14 protein-coding genes are annotated in these 16178 nt (G+C 63.6%); 2 read left to right on the top strand and 12 right to left on the bottom strand.

The annotated features are described in order from the left end of the window. Positions 1-2: 2 nt before the first annotated feature. The 9 genes from BGK68_RS09300 to BGK68_RS09260 form a co-directional block, all read right to left on the bottom strand. A complete protein-coding gene (locus BGK68_RS09300) occupies positions 3-1265 on the bottom strand; it encodes an EAL domain-containing response regulator (protein WP_075256865.1) in 1263 nt (420 codons plus the stop codon). Continuing rightward, positions 1252-2397, bottom strand: coding sequence for a protein-glutamate methylesterase/protein-glutamine glutaminase (locus BGK68_RS09295; protein ID WP_075256864.1), 1146 nt, complete (start codon positions 2395-2397; stop codon positions 1252-1254). The genes BGK68_RS09300 and BGK68_RS09295 overlap by 14 nt, the downstream gene beginning before the upstream one ends. Further along, positions 2394-3227, bottom strand: coding sequence for a CheR family methyltransferase (locus tag BGK68_RS09290; RefSeq protein ID WP_075256863.1), 834 nt, complete (start codon positions 3225-3227; stop codon positions 2394-2396). The genes BGK68_RS09295 and BGK68_RS09290 overlap by 4 nt, the downstream gene beginning before the upstream one ends. A 5-nt stretch (positions 3228-3232) precedes the next feature. Further along, positions 3233-3817, bottom strand: a complete 585-nt coding sequence (locus BGK68_RS09285; RefSeq protein WP_075256862.1) for a chemotaxis protein CheW — start codon at positions 3815-3817, stop codon at positions 3233-3235. Positions 3818-3867: 50 nt separating this feature from the next. Beyond that, positions 3868-5655: a methyl-accepting chemotaxis protein gene (locus BGK68_RS09280; protein ID WP_075256861.1), complete on the bottom strand. Its 1788-nt coding sequence runs from the start codon at positions 5653-5655 to the stop codon at positions 3868-3870. 31 nt (positions 5656-5686) lie between these two features. Beyond that, complete coding sequence (locus tag BGK68_RS09275; protein WP_075256860.1) at positions 5687-7864, bottom strand: chemotaxis protein CheA; 2178 nt, start codon at positions 7862-7864, stop codon at positions 5687-5689. Then, positions 7861-8169: an STAS domain-containing protein gene (locus tag BGK68_RS09270; RefSeq protein WP_075256859.1), complete on the bottom strand. Its 309-nt coding sequence runs from the start codon at positions 8167-8169 to the stop codon at positions 7861-7863. The genes BGK68_RS09275 and BGK68_RS09270 overlap by 4 nt, the downstream gene beginning before the upstream one ends. A gap of 146 nt (positions 8170-8315) precedes the next feature. Further along, entirely contained in the window at positions 8316-8684 is a 369-nt protein-coding gene (locus BGK68_RS09265; protein ID WP_075256858.1) for a response regulator, read from the bottom strand. 9 nt (positions 8685-8693) lie between these two features. Beyond that, positions 8694-9776 carry a chemotaxis protein gene (locus BGK68_RS09260; RefSeq protein ID WP_075256857.1) on the bottom strand — a complete coding sequence of 361 codons (1083 nt, stop codon included), beginning with the start codon at positions 9774-9776 and terminating at the stop codon, positions 8694-8696. 468 nt (positions 9777-10244) lie between these two features. On the opposite strand from BGK68_RS09260, the gene BGK68_RS09255 reads away from it, so the two are divergent. Together BGK68_RS09255 and panB are read left to right on the top strand one after the other, a co-directional pair. After that, positions 10245-10886, top strand: a complete 642-nt coding sequence (locus tag BGK68_RS09255) for a deoxynucleoside kinase (RefSeq protein WP_075256856.1) — start codon at positions 10245-10247, stop codon at positions 10884-10886. A 7-nt stretch (positions 10887-10893) separates the two neighbouring features. Then, a complete protein-coding gene (gene panB / locus BGK68_RS09250) occupies positions 10894-11721 on the top strand; it encodes a 3-methyl-2-oxobutanoate hydroxymethyltransferase (protein WP_075256855.1) in 828 nt (275 codons plus the stop codon). An 88-nt stretch (positions 11722-11809) separates the two neighbouring features. On the opposite strand, the gene dnaJ is transcribed toward panB, so the two are convergent. The 3 genes from dnaJ to grpE all read right to left on the bottom strand — a co-directional run bounded on the left by dnaJ (position 11810) and on the right by grpE (position 15869). Then, the gene (gene dnaJ, locus BGK68_RS09245; protein WP_013232653.1) at positions 11810-12937 is read right to left on the bottom strand and encodes a molecular chaperone DnaJ; all 1128 of its coding nucleotides are present in this window, start codon (positions 12935-12937) and stop codon (positions 11810-11812) included. A 263-nt stretch (positions 12938-13200) separates the two neighbouring features. Then, the gene (gene dnaK, locus BGK68_RS09240; protein WP_075256854.1) at positions 13201-15144 is read right to left on the bottom strand and encodes a molecular chaperone DnaK; all 1944 of its coding nucleotides are present in this window, start codon (positions 15142-15144) and stop codon (positions 13201-13203) included. A gap of 155 nt (positions 15145-15299) precedes the next feature. Continuing rightward, a complete protein-coding gene (grpE, locus tag BGK68_RS09235; protein ID WP_075256853.1) occupies positions 15300-15869 on the bottom strand; it encodes a nucleotide exchange factor GrpE in 570 nt (189 codons plus the stop codon). Positions 15870-16178 lie beyond the last annotated feature (309 nt).

Here is a 16178-nt window from a genome sequence, read left to right as displayed (position 1 = left end):
AATCACAGCGCGCTGCCGCTGGCCGTCCCCCGCGCCACTGGGCGCAATTCATGCAGCCGGCGATGATGGCCCTTGAGCCACAGCGGCAATTCATGGGCCGGCATGGGCTTGCCGATCAGGTAACCCTGGCCCAGGCTGCAACCGAAGTCTTGCAGCAGCCGCCAGTCTTCCATCGTTTCCACCCCTTCGGCCACGGTCACCAGCTCCAAACGCTGCGCCATATCCAGCGCGGATTGCAGGATCACGCGCAGGTTCTTGCGGTCATGCGCGCCATGCACGAAGGAACGGTCGATCTTCAGCTCCGTGAAGGGGATGCGCGCCAGTTGCTGCATCGAGGAAAAGCCGGTGCCGTAATCGTCAATGGACAGCCCGAATCCCTTCAGGCGCAAGCGCGCCAGCATGCCCAGCGAATTGCCCTTATGCGCCACCACCGAACTCTCGGTGATTTCCAGCACCACGTGCTCGGCCGGCAGCGCATGCTTGTCCACCAGTTCCAGGATGCGATGCAGGAAGTCAGGCTTCTCCAGCAACAGGGGCGACAGGTTCACCGCCACCTTGATGGCCAGCCCCCGGCTATGCCAGATGGCGGCCTGCCCCATGGCCTGGTCCATCATGGCCAGGGTGAGCGGATGGATCAGCCCGCATTGCTCGGCCAGCGGAATGAAACGGTCCGGCGACACCATCCCGCGCTGCGGATGAATCCAACGCGCCAGCGCCTCCACCCCCTTGAGGATACCGGTCTGCACATCCACCTTGGGCTGGAAGTAGGGCAGCACCTGGCCGCCTTCGATGGCTGCGCCCAGGTCATGCTCGCACATCGAAGGCTGGGGATCGAGATCGGCCTGTTGTGCATCCCCATGCGGACGGAACGACTCCAAGGCCGCAAGCAACTGGTTCTGGTTGAGCGGCTTTTGCAGTACGCCAATGAGATTCATGCCCAGCGCATGGATCATGGTCTCCACCGACAGCAGCAACGAGGTCTCGCGACTGGAGGCGACGATGAGGGGAACATCGATGCCCTTCTGCTGCAACTGCTGGATCAGCTCAATGCCATCCATGCCGGGCATTTCCAGGTCCACCACCATCAGGCTGGGCGGCAGCATCAGCAGCCCCAGCAGGTCCAGCGCTTCGTTGCCGTTGCCGGCCTCGTAGATCAGGTCCGCACCCAGCTGCTGCAGCAGCTGCACGCTGTGCTGGCGCTGCACGGCGCTGTCATCGACCACCAGCGCGGATTTGATCAGCTCGTTGAGGTTATCGGCAGGCATATTGTTCTATCACGGCAGAGATGTGTTCCAGTGTGATGACGTCACCGACGCCACCCTGTTGTATCGCTTCCTTGGGCATCCCGAAGACCACGCTGCTGGCTTCGTCCTGGGCATAGGTGGCGCCGCCGCAATCGGCCATCTCGCGCATGCCGCGCGCGCCGTCATCGCCCATGCCCGTCATGATGATGCCCACTGCATTGCTGCCAGCGGCCTTGGCCAGCGAGCGGAACAGCACATCCACCGAGGGCTTGTGCCGACTCACCAGCGGGCCGTCGAGTGTTTCCACATAGTACTGCAGGCCCTCCCGCCTGACCACCAGATGCCGTCCGCCGGGGGCGATCAGCACGCGTCCCGGCAGGATCCGGTCGAGATGCTCGGCTTCCTTGACCTCGGCCCCCGAGATCCGGTGCAAGCGCTCGGCAAAGCTGCGGGTAAAGCGCTGCGGCATGTGCTGCACCACCACGATGCCGGGACAACGCTGGCTTAGCTTGCCCAGCACCCGCTCCAGTGCCTGCGGTCCGCCGGTGGACGCGCCAATGGCCACTATCCTTGCGGTGGCCGGCCTGAGCCCATCTTCCGGGCCGGGCGGCTGCAGCACCGCATCGGCCGTATAGCGCTGCAAGACCGCTCCCCAAGCTGCATCATGCAGCATTTCGCGCGCGCCTGCCTTGACCAGGCTCAGTCCCAGGCGAGCCGGCCCCTGGGGCGCACGCCGCCCCTCCCCCGCTTGCATGGCGGCGCGGATCGCGCCGGCCAGTTCCTCCACGGCCTGCTGCAGGAAATCACGCACGCCCAGTTGCGGACGGGCAATCACGCTCACCGCCCCGGCGGCCAGCGCCTCGGCGGCAAGCGCATTGTCCGGCCCCACGTGCGCACTGCACATGATCACCGGAGTGGGCCGGGTCGCCATGATCTGGCGCAGAAAGCTCACGCCATCCATGCGGGGCATCTTGATATCGAGCACGATCACATCCGGCCATTGCTGCTGCATCTTGCGCAGCGCGAAGACCGGATCAGGCGCCGTGCCGATGACGCGGATATCGGGCGTCTGCGCCAGCACCTGCTGCATCAGCTGGCGCACCACCGAGGAGTCATCGACCACCATGACGCGGATCATCGCCGGCGTGCTCATGCGGGTTTCCGGTAGATCGACGGCGAATGCATGTCCAACCCCAGGTCCATGCCGTGCAGGGACTCGGAGTGTCCGACTACCAGATAGCCGCCCGGCCGCAGCCGCGCGATCACGTCGCGCAGCACCTGCAGCTTGGTCTCGCAATCGAAATAGATGATGACGTTGCGCAGGAAGATCAGGTCGTACTGACCATCGTCATGCTCGTCCAGCCGGGTGAGATTGCGCTGCGCGAACTGGACCTTGGCGCGCAGGTCGGCCTGCACCAGGAAATGCCCTTCGTACTCGCCTATGCCCATGAGGCAATAACGGCGCAGATACGCGCGCGGGATATTCTGCCCACGCACCATGGGATAGAGCGCACGCCGGGCGAAACGCAGCACCCGCGTACTGATGTCGGAAGCGAACACCGACCAGCTTGCGCCAGGCCGGTGATGGTCCAGCAGCATGGCCAGAGTATAGGCTTCTTCACCGGTGGCGCTGGCCGCGCTCCAGATGCGCAGTTGCGGCTGCTGGGCCAACTGCGGCAGCCATTGCCCGACCAGGAAATCGAAGTGACCTGGTTCACGGAAAAAATAGGTTTCGTTGGTGGTGATCAGATCGATGGCGCGCTGGCGCTCCTGCGCCCCCGCTTCGCTGCTGATCAGCGCGTGGTACTGGCCCAGGTGGCGCAAGCCCAGTTCGTTCAGGCGGCCCGCCAGGCGACTCTGCAGCAAGGCCTTCTTGGACAAGGGCAGGTGCAACCCGATCTGCTGCTTGAACAAGCGCTGGAACAGCAGCATGTCATGGTCGCTGACCTCTTCTTCCAGTGCGATGCCGTAGGGGCCGGTCATTACGGCTACTCCTGCGCCGCACCGCTGATGCTGCCGATGGCTTCGGGCCCGCCGCCGAGTGCATCCTCGGCGCTCATGCCCAAGAGACTGGCCAGTTCATCCACCGACAACACCCGTGGCACATCCAGCACCACCAGGAAGCGCTCGTTGACATTGATCATGCCATCGACGAAGTCAGCGCGGATGCCCGCCCCGAAGGAGGGACGCGGCTCGATCTGGTCCACGCCGATGCAGAGCACCGCGCTGACTGCATCCACCATCACACCCAGCAGCAATTGCTGCTCGTCCTGCTGCAGTTCCATGATGATGACGCAGGTCCGCTTTGCTACCACGGTGGGAGCGCGCCCCAGGCGCACCGACAAATCGATCACCGGCACCACCGAACCGCGCAGGTTGATCACCCCGCGCAGGAAGGCGGGCATCAGCGGCACTTCGGTCAGGCCGGAAAACTCGATGATCTCGCGGATGCTGGCAATGGGCATGGCAAAGCTCTCGGTTCCCACCAGGAAGGTGAGGAACTGGCGGCTCTCGACCACCTCTTCCTGCGCGCGGCGGCGCTTGCTCTGGCCGTTCAGGGACACGCTAGGCATGGCCTGCTCTCCTTGCTGGTCCGGTTGGGCTCTTCACTGGACGGTTCTCCTCAGAAGCGCTTGAAGGACGATTCATCGACACCGGGCTCATCCTCGGGCGCATCGAGCATGGACAGGCGCCGCACGCTCTCGGACTTGCCGCCCGAGCGCGGCAGCGGCACCGCCTTGCTGGCGCGCGGGGGGCTCTTGCGCGGCTCGCCGACCTGGAAGAAGCGCATCAGGTCTTGCAGATGGATAGCCTGGGCGCTCATCTCTTCCGAGGTGGCCGACAGCTCTTCCGAGGCCGAGGCCGTCATCTGGGTAGTCTGCGCCATCTGGTGCACGGCATTGTTGATCTGCTCCAGGCCGGTCGATTGTTCGTGCGAGGCCGCAGCGATCTCCTGCACCAGGTCAGCGGTCTTGCGGATCGACGGGACCATCTGGTTCAACAGGCCGCCGGCCTTCTCGGCCAGGCCCACGCTGTTCTCGGCCACCGCAATGATTTCCTGGGCGGCGCTCTGGGAGCGTTCGGCCAGCTTGCGCACTTCGGCGGCGACCACCGCAAAGCCCTTGCCGTGCTCACCGGCGCGCGCCGCTTCGATGGCCGCGTTCAGCGCCAGCAGATTGGTCTGGTAGGCGATGTCATCGATGATGCCGATCTTGCTGGCGATCTGCTTCATCGCCGCCACTGTCTCGCGCACTGCTTCCCCGCCTTCGGTAGCGGCAGTGGCCGAAAGACTGGCGATGCCATCGGTGGTGCGGGCGTTGTCGGCGTTCTGGGCGATGGTGGCCGTGATCTCTTCCACCGAGGCGCTGGTTTCCTCGACGTTGGCGGCCTGCTGCGCGGAGTTGTGCGACAGCGCCTGCGAGGAGGATGAGATCTGTTCCGAGGCCGAGGCAAGTGAGGTGGCGGTGCCGCTGACATCGCCGATGACATCGGTCCACTTGTTGATCATCTGCTGGGTGCTGTAGAGCACGCTGATCTTGTCGCCCTTGGGCAGCGGCACCACCACGGTGAGATCGCCCTCGGCCACGCGACGCAGCACGCTCATGGCGTCACGCGGCTCGCCGCCGATCTGCGAGCGGATGATGCGATAGGACAGCCACAGGCAGGCAAACAGCACCACCACCGAGGCGGCCAGCAGCCAGAAGATCTTCTGCTCCAGCTCGGCGTAGTCCTTGCCGGCCTGCCGCACGTTGGCCTGGGTGCGCTCGTCCACCAGGCGCAGGAAATCGTTGACCGGGCTCATCAGCTTGCCGAACAGTGCGCGGTAGGTCTGGTCGAACACCAGTTCCTGCGCCATGGCCTGGTTGGGCGCGCCGATGACGGTGTACTTGCCTTCGCCGTCATCGAACTCGCCCTTGACCGCATGAAAGGCCGTGATCTCGATCTTGGCCAGCTGGTCGCCCAGCTTCAGGGCTTCCTGCATCTTGGCCAGTTCTTCGTCGGTGAAGCCGGCGCGCTTCATCAGCTCGCTCAGCGGCACCGCCGGCGCGCCGGGGTCCAGGGCCAGCTTGCGGGCGTTGACCAGGTCCCAGTTGAAGCGGTCATAGTTGGAAGGCCGCGCGCGCTTGCCGTTGCGGATATCCATGATCATGTAGTAACGATCCTCGTCATTCGGATCGCCCGTGGTCACGTAGGCGCGCGCGAACTTGGTCATGTCCTCGGTGGTGCGACGCAGTTCATTGGCCAGCGCCGTGGAGTCGTAGCGCGACTGGTGCGCACGTTCCAGCTCCATGTTGGCGTCCTTGAGTGCGCCGGTCAGGCTGACCACCACCGCTACCAGGATGGACAGCACCAGGGCCAGCCAGATGAAGAGCTGCTTGATGCTCATCCTGTGGGTCATTGTTTCTCGCATGCTCGCGTCCCCTTGTTCTGGCTCGTGCCTGTCATGGTGCGGAGGCCACGCCGCGTTCGGCATAGGCCTGCGCACTGCCTTGTTCCTGCTGCTGGGTGTGATGGACCAGATGGGCGATGTCCAGGATCAGCGCCACCCGTCCATCGCCCAGGATGGTCGAACCCGACAATCCCTTGACCTTGCCGAACAGCCGCCCTAGCGGCTTGATCACCGCCTGGCACTCGCCCAGCAGGCCATCGACCAGCAGGCCCGCGCGCAGCGGTCCGTACTGGACGATGACCAGGCTGTTGCGCCCGCGCTCGCGCGCCGGCAGGTCGAACAGTTCGCGCAGTGGCACGAAGGGCAAGGGCTCATCGCGCACGTTCACGATATGGCTGCCCGGCTGCTGCGGCGGCATGTCGATGCATTCCACCACCATGTCCAGCGGAATGACGAAGACCGCATTGCCCACCACCACCTGGAAACCGGAAATGATGGCCAGCGTCAGCGGCAGCCGCAGACGCACCACGGTGCCGCGCCCGCGTCCGGTATCGATGCTCACCTCCCCGTGCAGCGCCTCGATATTGCGCCTGACCACATCCATGCCCACGCCACGGCCCGACAGTTCGGTCACCTGCCGGGCGGTGGAAAAACCGGGCTCGAAGACGAAGCGATAGATCTCGGCATCGCTCAGTTCTGCATCGGGACTGGCCAGCCCCTGCGCCACCGCCTTGGCCAGGATGGCCTCGCGGTCCATGCCGCGGCCATCGTCCATGACTTCGATGACCACGCTGCCCGATTCATGGATGGCGTTGAGCTGCAGGCTGGCCTTGGCCGGCTTGCCGGCGGCGATGCGCTCGGTCGCCGGTTCGATGCCATGGTCGATGGCGTTGCGCACGATGTGCATGAGCGGGTCGGCCAGACGTTCCACCATGGACTTGTCCAGCTCGGTGTCGGAGCCGGTCATGACCAGGTCGATGTCCTTGCCGAGGTCGCGCGCGATGTCGCGCACGATGCGCGGGAAACGCTGGAACACTTCGTTGATCTGCACCATCCGCAAGGTCAGCGCGGCGTCGCGGATCTGCTCCATCAGGGTATCGATGGCCTGGGTGGCTTCCTCGAACTGGCTGTCCTTGCGACGACGCGCGATCAGCCGCGCACTGGCGCCGGCGATGACCAGTTCGCCGACCAGGTCGATGAGCTGGTCGAGCTTGGAGACTTCGATCTTGATGAATTTCTGTTCCTGGGCGCGACGCTCGTCCAGCGCACGCGGCCGTTGCAGCACTCCCTCTGCCGCCATGGGTTCCACGGCTGCGACCACGGCGTCCGAGGGCGTGGCGCTGGCCGCTTCCAGGCTCTGCCACTGCGCCTGGTCGAACAGCGCCAGACCGCGCCAAGCGACGGCCAAGCGGACGGCATCCTGCGGGGCCAGGCGCGCCAGGCACTGGGCGTAGGCCGACAGCGGCGCGCGCGGCGGCAGGATGTCGATGCGACTGTCATCGCGCACGAACTCGAATACATTTTCCAGCGTCTGCAGCGTGGAGTCGGCGGCCAGGCAGACTTCCATGCCCAGGTAGCAACTCTCGGCATCCATCGCCGCCGCCTCGGGAATGGCCGATTCGACCGTGACCAACGCCACGATGCGGCCCAGCGAACGCAGGTAGTGCAGGAAGGACAAGGGATCGAGCCCATCGCGCAGCACGTTCTCGTTCAATTGCAGCGAGAGATGCCAATACGGGACACGGGTGGCGGCCTGATCGGCTGTCGCGCTCTCGCTGCCCGCTGCGCCGCGCAAAGCCGCCAGCGGTAAAGGCGCGGACACGGGCACGCTGTCCACCGACAAGGCGGCGACCGCATCGAGCTCGGCCAGCAAGGCGGCGCGCCGCTCGGCATTGGGTTCTTCGGCTTCCTGGCCGCGCTCGATGGCGTCGACCAGCTCGCCGATGTAATCGCTACACTGCAGCAGCAGCGACATCAGATGGCTATCCAGCGCCAGCCTCTCCTCGCGCACCCGTTCCAGCACGTGTTCGAGATGATGGGTGAACTGGACGATGCTGTCGAAGGCGAACAGGCCGGCCGAACCCTTGATGGTATGCGCGGCGCGAAAGATGGCGTGGATGCCATCGCGGCTGGGGCCTTCCATTTCGGTCTGCAACAGGGCCGCCTCCATGGCCACCAGCAGTTCGCGGGCTTCCTGCACCATGGCGTCGCGGGCGGAGTCCTTGCTCATGCGGCCTCCATGCCGAAACGATCATGCAACTGCAACAGGTCGAATGCGACCAGCAAGGCCGGGCTCGCACCGACGATTTCCAGGCTGCGTCCCTGTTCGAGCAGCTCGCGCCGCAGCAGCAACAGCAGTTGTATGCCGGCGGTGTCGATCTCATCCACTCCGGCCAGGTCCAGTTGCACCTGCGGCTGCGCCAGCGTGAGCACGTGCAGCAGCTCGGGCTTGCGCTCGGCGGCCTGGAAAATGGTCAGGCCGCCACTCACCTGGAGCAGCAGCTTGTCCTCTTGCACGGTGAGGGTCACTGGCATGTTGTGCTTCTCGGCTTTCTCTCGTTCTGTATTGCTCTGTATTGCTCAACTGTATTGCTCAACTGTATTGCTCAACTGTATTGCTCAACTGTATTGCTCTGTATTGCTGCACTGTATCGGACCGGCCTTGCGCCGCGCTGACGCGTTCAGGGCAAGATCAGCTTGGCCACCGCGTCGAGCAGCACCGGCGGCTGGAAGGGCTTGTGCACCCAGGCGCGGATGCCAGCGGCCTTGCCTTCCTGCTTGCGGGCCTCGCTGCTTTCGGTGGTGAGCATGATGACCGGCGTGAATTTGTAGGCCGGCATCTGCTTCATCTCGCGCACGAAGGACAGGCCGTCCAGATGGGGCATGTTCAGATCCGAAATGACCAGGTTGAACTTGCGGCCATCCAGGTGGGCCAGGGCCTGCTTGCCGTCGGCGGCTTCCTCGACGTGATAGCCGGCGCTCCTCAAGGCCGCCGAGATGGTCTGGCGCAGGCTGAAGGAGTCATCGACGATCAGTATGTTTTTTTCCATCGCCCGTCCTCAGAAGAAATCCACTTGCGAAGCCGTCACTGCGCCGCCTTGCTGGCCGGCGTGGACCTGGCGCTGTTCCTGGGTGGTATAGGTCTTTTCGAGATCGGCCAGCCATTGCTGTGCACTGGGCAATGCCCCCGGCGCATCCTCTGCCGCGGCTGCCCGCAGACGTGCGATGTCGTGCTGCACGTGGTCAAGTATCTGGCTGATACGATCCTGGAATTGCAGATGGACCAGGATGTCGCAGACTTCGCGGTCCACTTCACGGCTTTCGTCTTCCAGTTGTTCTACGGTACTGGACAGTTTCATGGCCGACTGGCGGAAATCAGCGATGACCTGGTCGATCACGGCGCGCGATTGTTCCACGATCTCGCCCTCGCCGGCGGGAGCCTCGCCGGACGCGCCCAGCACCGCCTGGATCTGCTGGCGCGCGCTCTTGGCGCGGGCGGCGATCTGGCGACTGTTTTCGGCAGAACGCTCGGCCAGTTCCTGCCAGCTCTGCTCGTTGTTCAGGAGATCGGTCACGCCGGTCTGCCCGGCCAGTTGCTCGTTCTGCTGGGCCAGGCGACGGATCTCGTCGTTGGCGGCCAAGAGCGTATCCAGGCGGCTGGCCAGCGCCTGGCGCGAACTGAGCATGCCCTCCAGCGCCGTGGCGATGCCACCCAACTGGTCGGCCGCATGCTGGACGGTCTGCAGGATTTCGCCGCCCGCACCATGACGGGCCGGGTCGAGCGTGCCCTCCAGCCGTTCGTGGATGCCCACGAAACGCGCGGTCAGGCTGTCGATGGCCGATTGCGTCTGCGCCCGCGCCAGTTGCACATTGCCCTGCCAGACCGGCAGCACCTCGCGCAGCAGGCCGTCGAGTTGCTGGCCGGCATCTTCCTGCGCGGCGCCAGCCGCCGGCGGCGCGGGCAGTGCTGGCGCGACCGCGCTGGCCTGGGCAGGCGGCGGGGCCGGCAGGCAGGTCAGGTAGAACGCGCCGCCGATGAGCAAGCCCACCAACGCACCCAGCCACCAGTGCTGCGCCAGCATCATGAACAACAACAGGTTCACCAGGCACAGCACCGGCAAGATATTGCGAAGCGATTTCACAGCCACTATCCCAAGGTCGTCATCATCAGTCATGGCCGGCGGGCGGATTGGCCTGCCCGTTGCCCGCCGTCGGCGTTTTTCATTGCGTCAGTCAATCTGTCAGGCCTTCGTCAGGGTATCAGGGTGTTTACGGCATCTCTGCGCTGATCTTTTGGCAACAGGAAAAATATTCACACTGATTTTCATCTGACCAGTCCGAATGGACTGGTTGGTGCAGGCTGCCCCTGGCACTAAAGGCGGGCGCTGCCGGTCTATCGTGCAAGCGCACCTGTGGACAGCTTATTGTGCGGCTAGCCCGCAGCAGTCCTTGCGAGGAATAGGGGCCGGTTTACGCCTGAGTTGTGGTTCATGGCGGCATCGATCATGGGTGCGTTATCAGGGAACAAACATCTCCCTGGGGCAGCGCAGCGCCGCAGAGGATGAAATCAACTACAATGCCGCACCCGGCGCGCCCGGGGGAAAGACACCATGGAACTGGAAAGCTACCGCTACATTGCAATCGACGGCCCCATCGGGGCGGGCAAGACCTCACTGGCCACGCGCCTGGCCACGCTCTGGGGAGCGCAGGCCTTGCTGGAACAGCCGGAGGGCAATCCCTTCCTGGCCGAGTTCTACCGGGATGCGGCGCGGCATGCCTTCCAGACCCAGACTTTCTTCCTGCTGCAACGCATGGGGCAGTTGCAGGCGCCACTGGATCCGGCGCTGGCCGAGGGCCGCTTCATCGCCGACTTCATGCTGGAAAAGAACATCCTGTTCGCCCAGCTGACCCTGGCCGGCGACGAACTGGCGCTCTACGACGCCCTGCATCGCCAGTTGCAGCCGCAGGTGCGCATTCCGGACCTGGTGATCCACCTGCAGGCGCCGCCGGAGGTCTTGCAGGCCCGCATCGGCGCACGCGGCATCGCCATGGAGCAGGCCATCTCGCTGGATTACCTGCAACGGCTGTCGGAATGCTACAGTCATTTTTTCTATCACTACGAAGACGCGCCGGTGCTGACCGTCAACACCGAGCATCTGGATCCTGCGCACAAGGACGCCGATCTGGCCATCCTGCTGCAGCACATCCAGGAGATGCACGGCAAGCGCGCCTTTCTCAATCACGGAGGTTGAATTCTTCATGGCAGGCTATCTTCAGGAATCGGGCGCCGCACGCGCCAAGCCGGTGACCACCCACACCCTGCAGGCGATGCGCGCCCAGGGCGACAAGATCAGCATGCTGACCTGTTATGACGCCAGCTTCGCTACGCTCATGGAGCGCGCCGGGCTGGAAACGGTCTTGATCGGCGACTCGCTGGGCATGGTCTGCCAGGGCCATGATTCGACCCTGCCGGTGACGATCCAGGATGTGGCCTACCACACGGCGGCAGTGGCGCGCGGCACGCGCACCATGCTGATCATCGCCGACCTGCCCTTCGGCACCTACCCGACCCGCAAAGAAGCCTTCCGCAATGCCGCCCTGCTGATGCAGGCGGGCGCGCAGATGATCAAGCTCGAAGGCGGCGTCTGGCTGGCCGATACCATCAAGTTCCTCACCGAGCGCGGCATCCCGGTGTGCGCCCACATCGGCTTGACGCCGCAATCGGTACACCAGTTGGGCGGCTTCAAGGTCCAGGGCAAGACCAGCGATGGCGCCACCCAATTGCATGCCGATGCACTGGCCGTGCAACAGGCGGGCGCCTCACTGGTGGTGATCGAAGCGGTGCCCGCCACGCTGGGCAAGGAAGTGACCGACCGCCTGAGCATTCCTACCATCGGCATTGGCGCCGGCCCTGATTGCTCGGGCCAGGTGCTGGTGATGCATGACATGCTGGGTGTCTTCCCCGGCCACAAGAGCCGCTTCGTGCGCAACTTCATGGACGGGGCCAGCGGTATCGAGGAGGCGGTGCGCCGCTATGTGGCTGCGGTCAAGGACGGCAGCTTCCCGGCGCAGGAGCATTGCTTCTGATTGCATGGCTCTTGCAGGGGCTGTGGACAAGAAAAAGGCCAGCGTGATGTGCGCTGGCCTTTTGCTTTGTTGCCGATGCTAGAGCGTCTTACTCGAAGAATTCCTTGACCTTGTCCTTCCAGGTCTTGGTCTGCGGGCTGTGCTTGGCGCCGCCTTCGGTGGTGAGCTGCTCGAACTCGCGCAGCAGTTCCTTCTGGCGTTCGGTCAGCTTGACCGGGGTTTCCACCACGACGTGGCAGAACAGGTCGCCCGGATAACCGGAACGCACACCCTTGATGCCCTTGCCGCGCAGACGGAAGGTCTTGCCGCTCTGGGTGCCTTCGGGAATCGAGAAGGACGCCTTGCCGTTGAGCGTGGGGGCTTCGATCTCGCCGCCCAGCGCCGCCTTGGCGAAGGAGATCGGCATCTCGCAATGCAGGTCGTCGCCATCGCGCTGGAAGACGTCGTGCGGCTTGATGTGGATTTCCACATACAGGTCGCCCGGAGGACCGCCGTTGACGCCCGGCTCACCGTTGCCGGAGGAGCGGATGCGCATGCCATCGTCGATGCCTTCGGGAATCTTCACCTCCAGCGTCTTGTTGCGCTTGATGCGGCCAGCGCCGGCGCAGGTGGGGCAAGGTTCCGGGATGATCTTGCCGCTGCCGTGGCACTTGGGGCAGGTCTGCTGGATGCTGAAGAAGCCCTGCTGCATGCGCACCTGGCCATGACCGCCGCAGGTGGTGCAAGTGACCGGCGAGGTGCCGGGCTTGGCGCCGCTGCCGTGGCAGGTATCGCACTGGTCCCAGGAGGGCACGCGGATGGTGGTGTCGAAGCCGTGGGCGGCCTGCTCCAGCGTAATTTCCAGGTTGTAGCGCAGGTCGGCGCCGCGATAGACCTGCGGACCGGCACTGCGACCGCGGCCACCGCCGCCGCCAAAGATGTCGCCGAAGATGTCGCCGAAGGCATCGGCAAAGCCGCCTGCACCCGCACCACCGCCTGCTCCCATGTTGGGATCGACGCCGGCATGGCCGTAGCGGTCGTAGGCCTCGCGCTTCTGCGGGTCCGACAGCATCTCGTAGGCTTCCTTGACCTCCTTGAACTTGTCTTCCGCGCCCTTGCTGTCGGGGTTGCGGTCAGGATGGTACTTCATCGCCAGCTTGCGATAAGCCTTCTTGATCTCGTCGTCGCTGGCGTTCTTCGCCAGTCCGAGCACTTCGTAAAAATCGCGTTTTGCCATGTTGTATAACCCACCTTGTTATTGTGTTCCGTCGCTGCTGCGATGGCCTGCATCTGCGGCCGCGCACGCACGACCGGAAACCAACAATGTGAAAAAGCCGAGTTCAGCTTTTGACTGCGGACTCGGCGTACCGGCCTGGCCGAAAAGACAACCCGGCCGGGTGGATGCTTCTGGAGCTCGTTCCTAAAAATCCGCCCGGGCTGCGGAAAATCCGCACCCGGGCGCGAGTGTAGACCTCAGATGAAACGAGGTTCAGACCCGGATTACTTCACTTCCTTGAAGTCTGCGTCGACCACGTTGTCGTCCTTCGGTGCGGCGCCACCGGCAGCACCGGCCTGTGCACCAGCGGCACCGGCTGCACCGCCGGCAGCGGCGGCTTGCGCCTGCTGGTCGGCATACATCTTCTCGCCCAGCTTCTGGGCGGCGGTCGACAGCGCCTCGGTCTTGGCGTCGATGGTGGCCTTGTCGTCACCCTTCAGGGCTTCTTCCAGGTTCTTGATGGCGGCTTCGATGACGTCCTTCTCACCGGCTTCCAGCTTGTCGCCGTATTCGCCCAGGGCCTTCTTGGTCGAGTGTACCAGCGCATCGCCCTGGTTACGGGTCTCGGCCAGTTCCTTGAGGCGCTTGTCTTCCTCGGCGTTGGCTTCGGCGTCGCGCACCATCTTTTCGATCTCTTCCTCATTCAGGCCGGAGTTGGCCTTGATGGTGATCTTGTTTTCCTTGCCGGTGGCCTTGTCCTTGGCGCCCACGTGCAGGATGCCGTTGGCGTCGATGTCGAAGGTCACTTCGATCTGCGGGGTGCCGCGCGGTGCCGGCGGGATGCCTTCCAGGTTGAATTCGCCCAGGGCCTTGTTGCCCACGGCCATTTCACGTTCGCCCTGGTAGACCTTGATGGTCACGGCCGGCTGGTTGTCGTCGGCCGTGGAGAACACCTGGCTGAACTTGGTCGGGATGGTGGTGTTCTTCTTGATCATCTTGGTCATGACGCCGCCCATGGTTTCGATACCCAGCGACAGCGGGGTCACGTCCAGCAGCAGCACGTCCTTGCGGTCGCCCGAGAGGACCGAACCCTGAATCGCAGCGCCCACGGCGACGGCTTCGTCGGGGTTGACGTCACGGCGCGGATCCTTGCCGAAGAATTCCTTGACCTTCTCGATGACCTTGGGCATGCGGGTCATGCCGCCGACCAGGATCACGTCGTCGATGTCGGAGACCTTCACGCCGGCATCCTTGATGGCGGTGCGGCAAGGTTCGATGGTCTTGGCGATCAGTTCCTCAACCAGGGACTCCAGCTTGGCGCGGGTGATCTTCAGGTTCAGGTGGACCGGCGCGCCATTGGCCATGGCGATGTAGGGCTCGTTGATCTCAGTCTGTTGCGAGGACGACAGCTCGATCTTGGCGCGCTCGGCCGAGGCCTTGATGCGCTGCAGGGCGATGGCGTCCTTGGACAGGTCCAGGCCGTTGATCTTCTTGAATTCCTCGATGATGTAGTCGATCAGGCGCTGGTCGAAGTCTTCGCCACCCAGGAAGGTGTCACCGTTGGTGGACAGCACTTCGAACTGCTTTTCGCCATCGACGTCGGCGATTTCGATGATGGACACGTCGAAGGTGCCGCCGCCCAGGTCATACACGGCGATCTTGCGGTCACCCTTTTCGGCCTTGTCCAGGCCGAAGGCCAGCGCGGCTGCGGTCGGCTCGTTGATGATGCGCTTGACGTCCAGACCGGCGATGCGGCCAGCGTCCTTGGTGGCCTGACGCTGGGCGTCGTTGAAGTAGGCCGGCACCGTGATGACGGCTTCGGTGACTTCTTCGCCCAGGTAGTCTTCGGCGGTCTTCTTCATCTTGCGCAGCACTTCTGCCGAGATCTGCGGCGGGGCCAGCTTCTTGTCGCGCACGCCGATCCAGGCGTCGCCGTTGTCGGCGGCCACGATCTGGTAGGGCATCAGATTGATGTCCTTCTGCACTTCCTTCTCGGTGAACTTGCGGCCGATCAGGCGCTTGGCGGCGTAGATGGTGTTCTTGGGGTTGGTGACGGCCTGGCGCTTGGCGGGAGCGCCGACCAGGATTTCGCCGTCTTCCTGATATGCAATGATGGAAGGCGTGGTACGTGCGCCTTCGGAGTTCTCGATCACCTTGGGCTGGTTGCCTTCCATGACGGCAACGCAAGAGTTGGTGGTGCCCAGGTCAATGCCAATGATTTTTCCCATGATTTTTCCTTCGATCTTTCAGCCCTGGATGCCGGGCTACAGTAGTTTTGAATGGTTTTAATATGTGGAGGAAAGATGGACTTTCAAGCGCCGGAACCACCGGAATAAGCAAAAATGATGCCTTTTCCTTTGTTCCCCTCCCGGCGCCAGTCCGCTTACTTTCCCTGGGCGACCGTCACCAGCGCCGGACGCAGCAGGCGCTCGGAAATCATATAGCCTTTTTGCAGCACGGCCACCACGGTATTGGCTTCCTGCTCGGCCGGCACGGCCGAGACGGCCTGGTGCTTCATGGGGTCCAGCTTGTCACCGGCTTGCGGGTTGACCTCTTGCAGCTTGTTCTTCTCGAAGGCCGAGGAGAGTTGCTTCAAGGTCATGTCCACGCCTTCCTTGAGCGATTCCAGGGAAGCGTTTTCGATCTTCAGGGCCATTTCCAGGCTGTCCTTGACGGCCAACAGCGACTCGGCAAACCCTTCGATGGCGAACTTGTGGGCCTTGGCGATGTCTTCCTGAGCACGGCGGCGGATGTTCTCGCCTTCGGCACGGGCGCGCAGGAAGGCGTCCTGCAGTTCGGCAGCCTTGGCTTCGGCGGCGGCCAGCTTCTCTTCCAGGGTCGGCTCGGCGGCAGCAGCCGGTGCAGCCTGCTCGGCTGCGGTGGCAGCGGCGGCGTCAGCAGCCTGGTTGTCTTGCTGGACGGATTGGGCTTCCTGTTTTTCCATGTCTTGCATTCCTGAATTACCTCCAACAAATCAATAGGTTACGTACGTGCGGCAGGCGCTTGCAGCACGCCACCCGACCACGGGATGCGGCTCAGGTAAGGCATGTCCCTAGTTTTTCAAGGGCTTTTTGCCTATTCCTGCCGATGCGAGAATAAAAATGTCACGCGCGCTTACAGAAATTACCGAGCTGAGCTACAAGTTAATGCAAGCTCAACCTAATATGAATTCAAGCCTGGTCGTGGGCTGGCTCCCCCGTTTGCCCCTTTTTCTTCACTCTTGTCGCGCCAACAAGGTGTCATCATGAAACTGCCCCTGCTT

The sequence above is a fragment of the Herbaspirillum camelliae genome, assembly GCF_001929405.1.
GTDB classification, from domain to species: domain Bacteria; phylum Pseudomonadota; class Gammaproteobacteria; order Burkholderiales; family Burkholderiaceae_D; genus Herbaspirillum; species Herbaspirillum seropedicae.
The sequence above is the reverse complement of the archived record's forward strand: the minus strand, read 5'-3'. Positions and strand labels throughout refer to the sequence as shown.

Bases quoted from the DNA above. Each gene is read 5' to 3' on its own strand.
- grpE (WP_075256853.1), bottom strand. From the start codon at position 15,869: ATGCAAGACATGGAAAAACAGGAAGCCCAATCCGTCCAGCAAGACAAC.
- BGK68_RS09280 (WP_075256861.1), bottom strand. From the start codon at position 5,655: ATGCGAGAAACAATGACCCACAGGATGAGCATCAAGCAGCTCTTCATC.
- BGK68_RS09295 (WP_075256864.1), bottom strand. From the start codon at position 2,397: ATGAGCACGCCGGCGATGATCCGCGTCATGGTGGTCGATGACTCCTCG.
- BGK68_RS09265 (WP_075256858.1), bottom strand. From the start codon at position 8,684: ATGGAAAAAAACATACTGATCGTCGATGACTCCTTCAGCCTGCGCCAG.
- dnaJ (WP_013232653.1), bottom strand. From the start codon at position 12,937: ATGGCAAAACGCGATTTTTACGAAGTGCTCGGACTGGCGAAGAACGCC.
- dnaK (WP_075256854.1), bottom strand. From the start codon at position 15,144: ATGGGAAAAATCATTGGCATTGACCTGGGCACCACCAACTCTTGCGTT.
- BGK68_RS09255 (WP_075256856.1), top strand. From the start codon at position 10,245: ATGGAACTGGAAAGCTACCGCTACATTGCAATCGACGGCCCCATCGGG.
- BGK68_RS09300 (WP_075256865.1), bottom strand. From the start codon at position 1,265: ATGCCTGCCGATAACCTCAACGAGCTGATCAAATCCGCGCTGGTGGTC.
- BGK68_RS09275 (WP_075256860.1), bottom strand. From the start codon at position 7,864: ATGAGCAAGGACTCCGCCCGCGACGCCATGGTGCAGGAAGCCCGCGAA.
- BGK68_RS09285 (WP_075256862.1), bottom strand. From the start codon at position 3,817: ATGCCTAGCGTGTCCCTGAACGGCCAGAGCAAGCGCCGCCGCGCGCAG.
- BGK68_RS09270 (WP_075256859.1), bottom strand. From the start codon at position 8,169: ATGCCAGTGACCCTCACCGTGCAAGAGGACAAGCTGCTGCTCCAGGTG.
- BGK68_RS09290 (WP_075256863.1), bottom strand. From the start codon at position 3,227: ATGACCGGCCCCTACGGCATCGCACTGGAAGAAGAGGTCAGCGACCAT.
- panB (WP_075256855.1), top strand. From the start codon at position 10,894: ATGGCAGGCTATCTTCAGGAATCGGGCGCCGCACGCGCCAAGCCGGTG.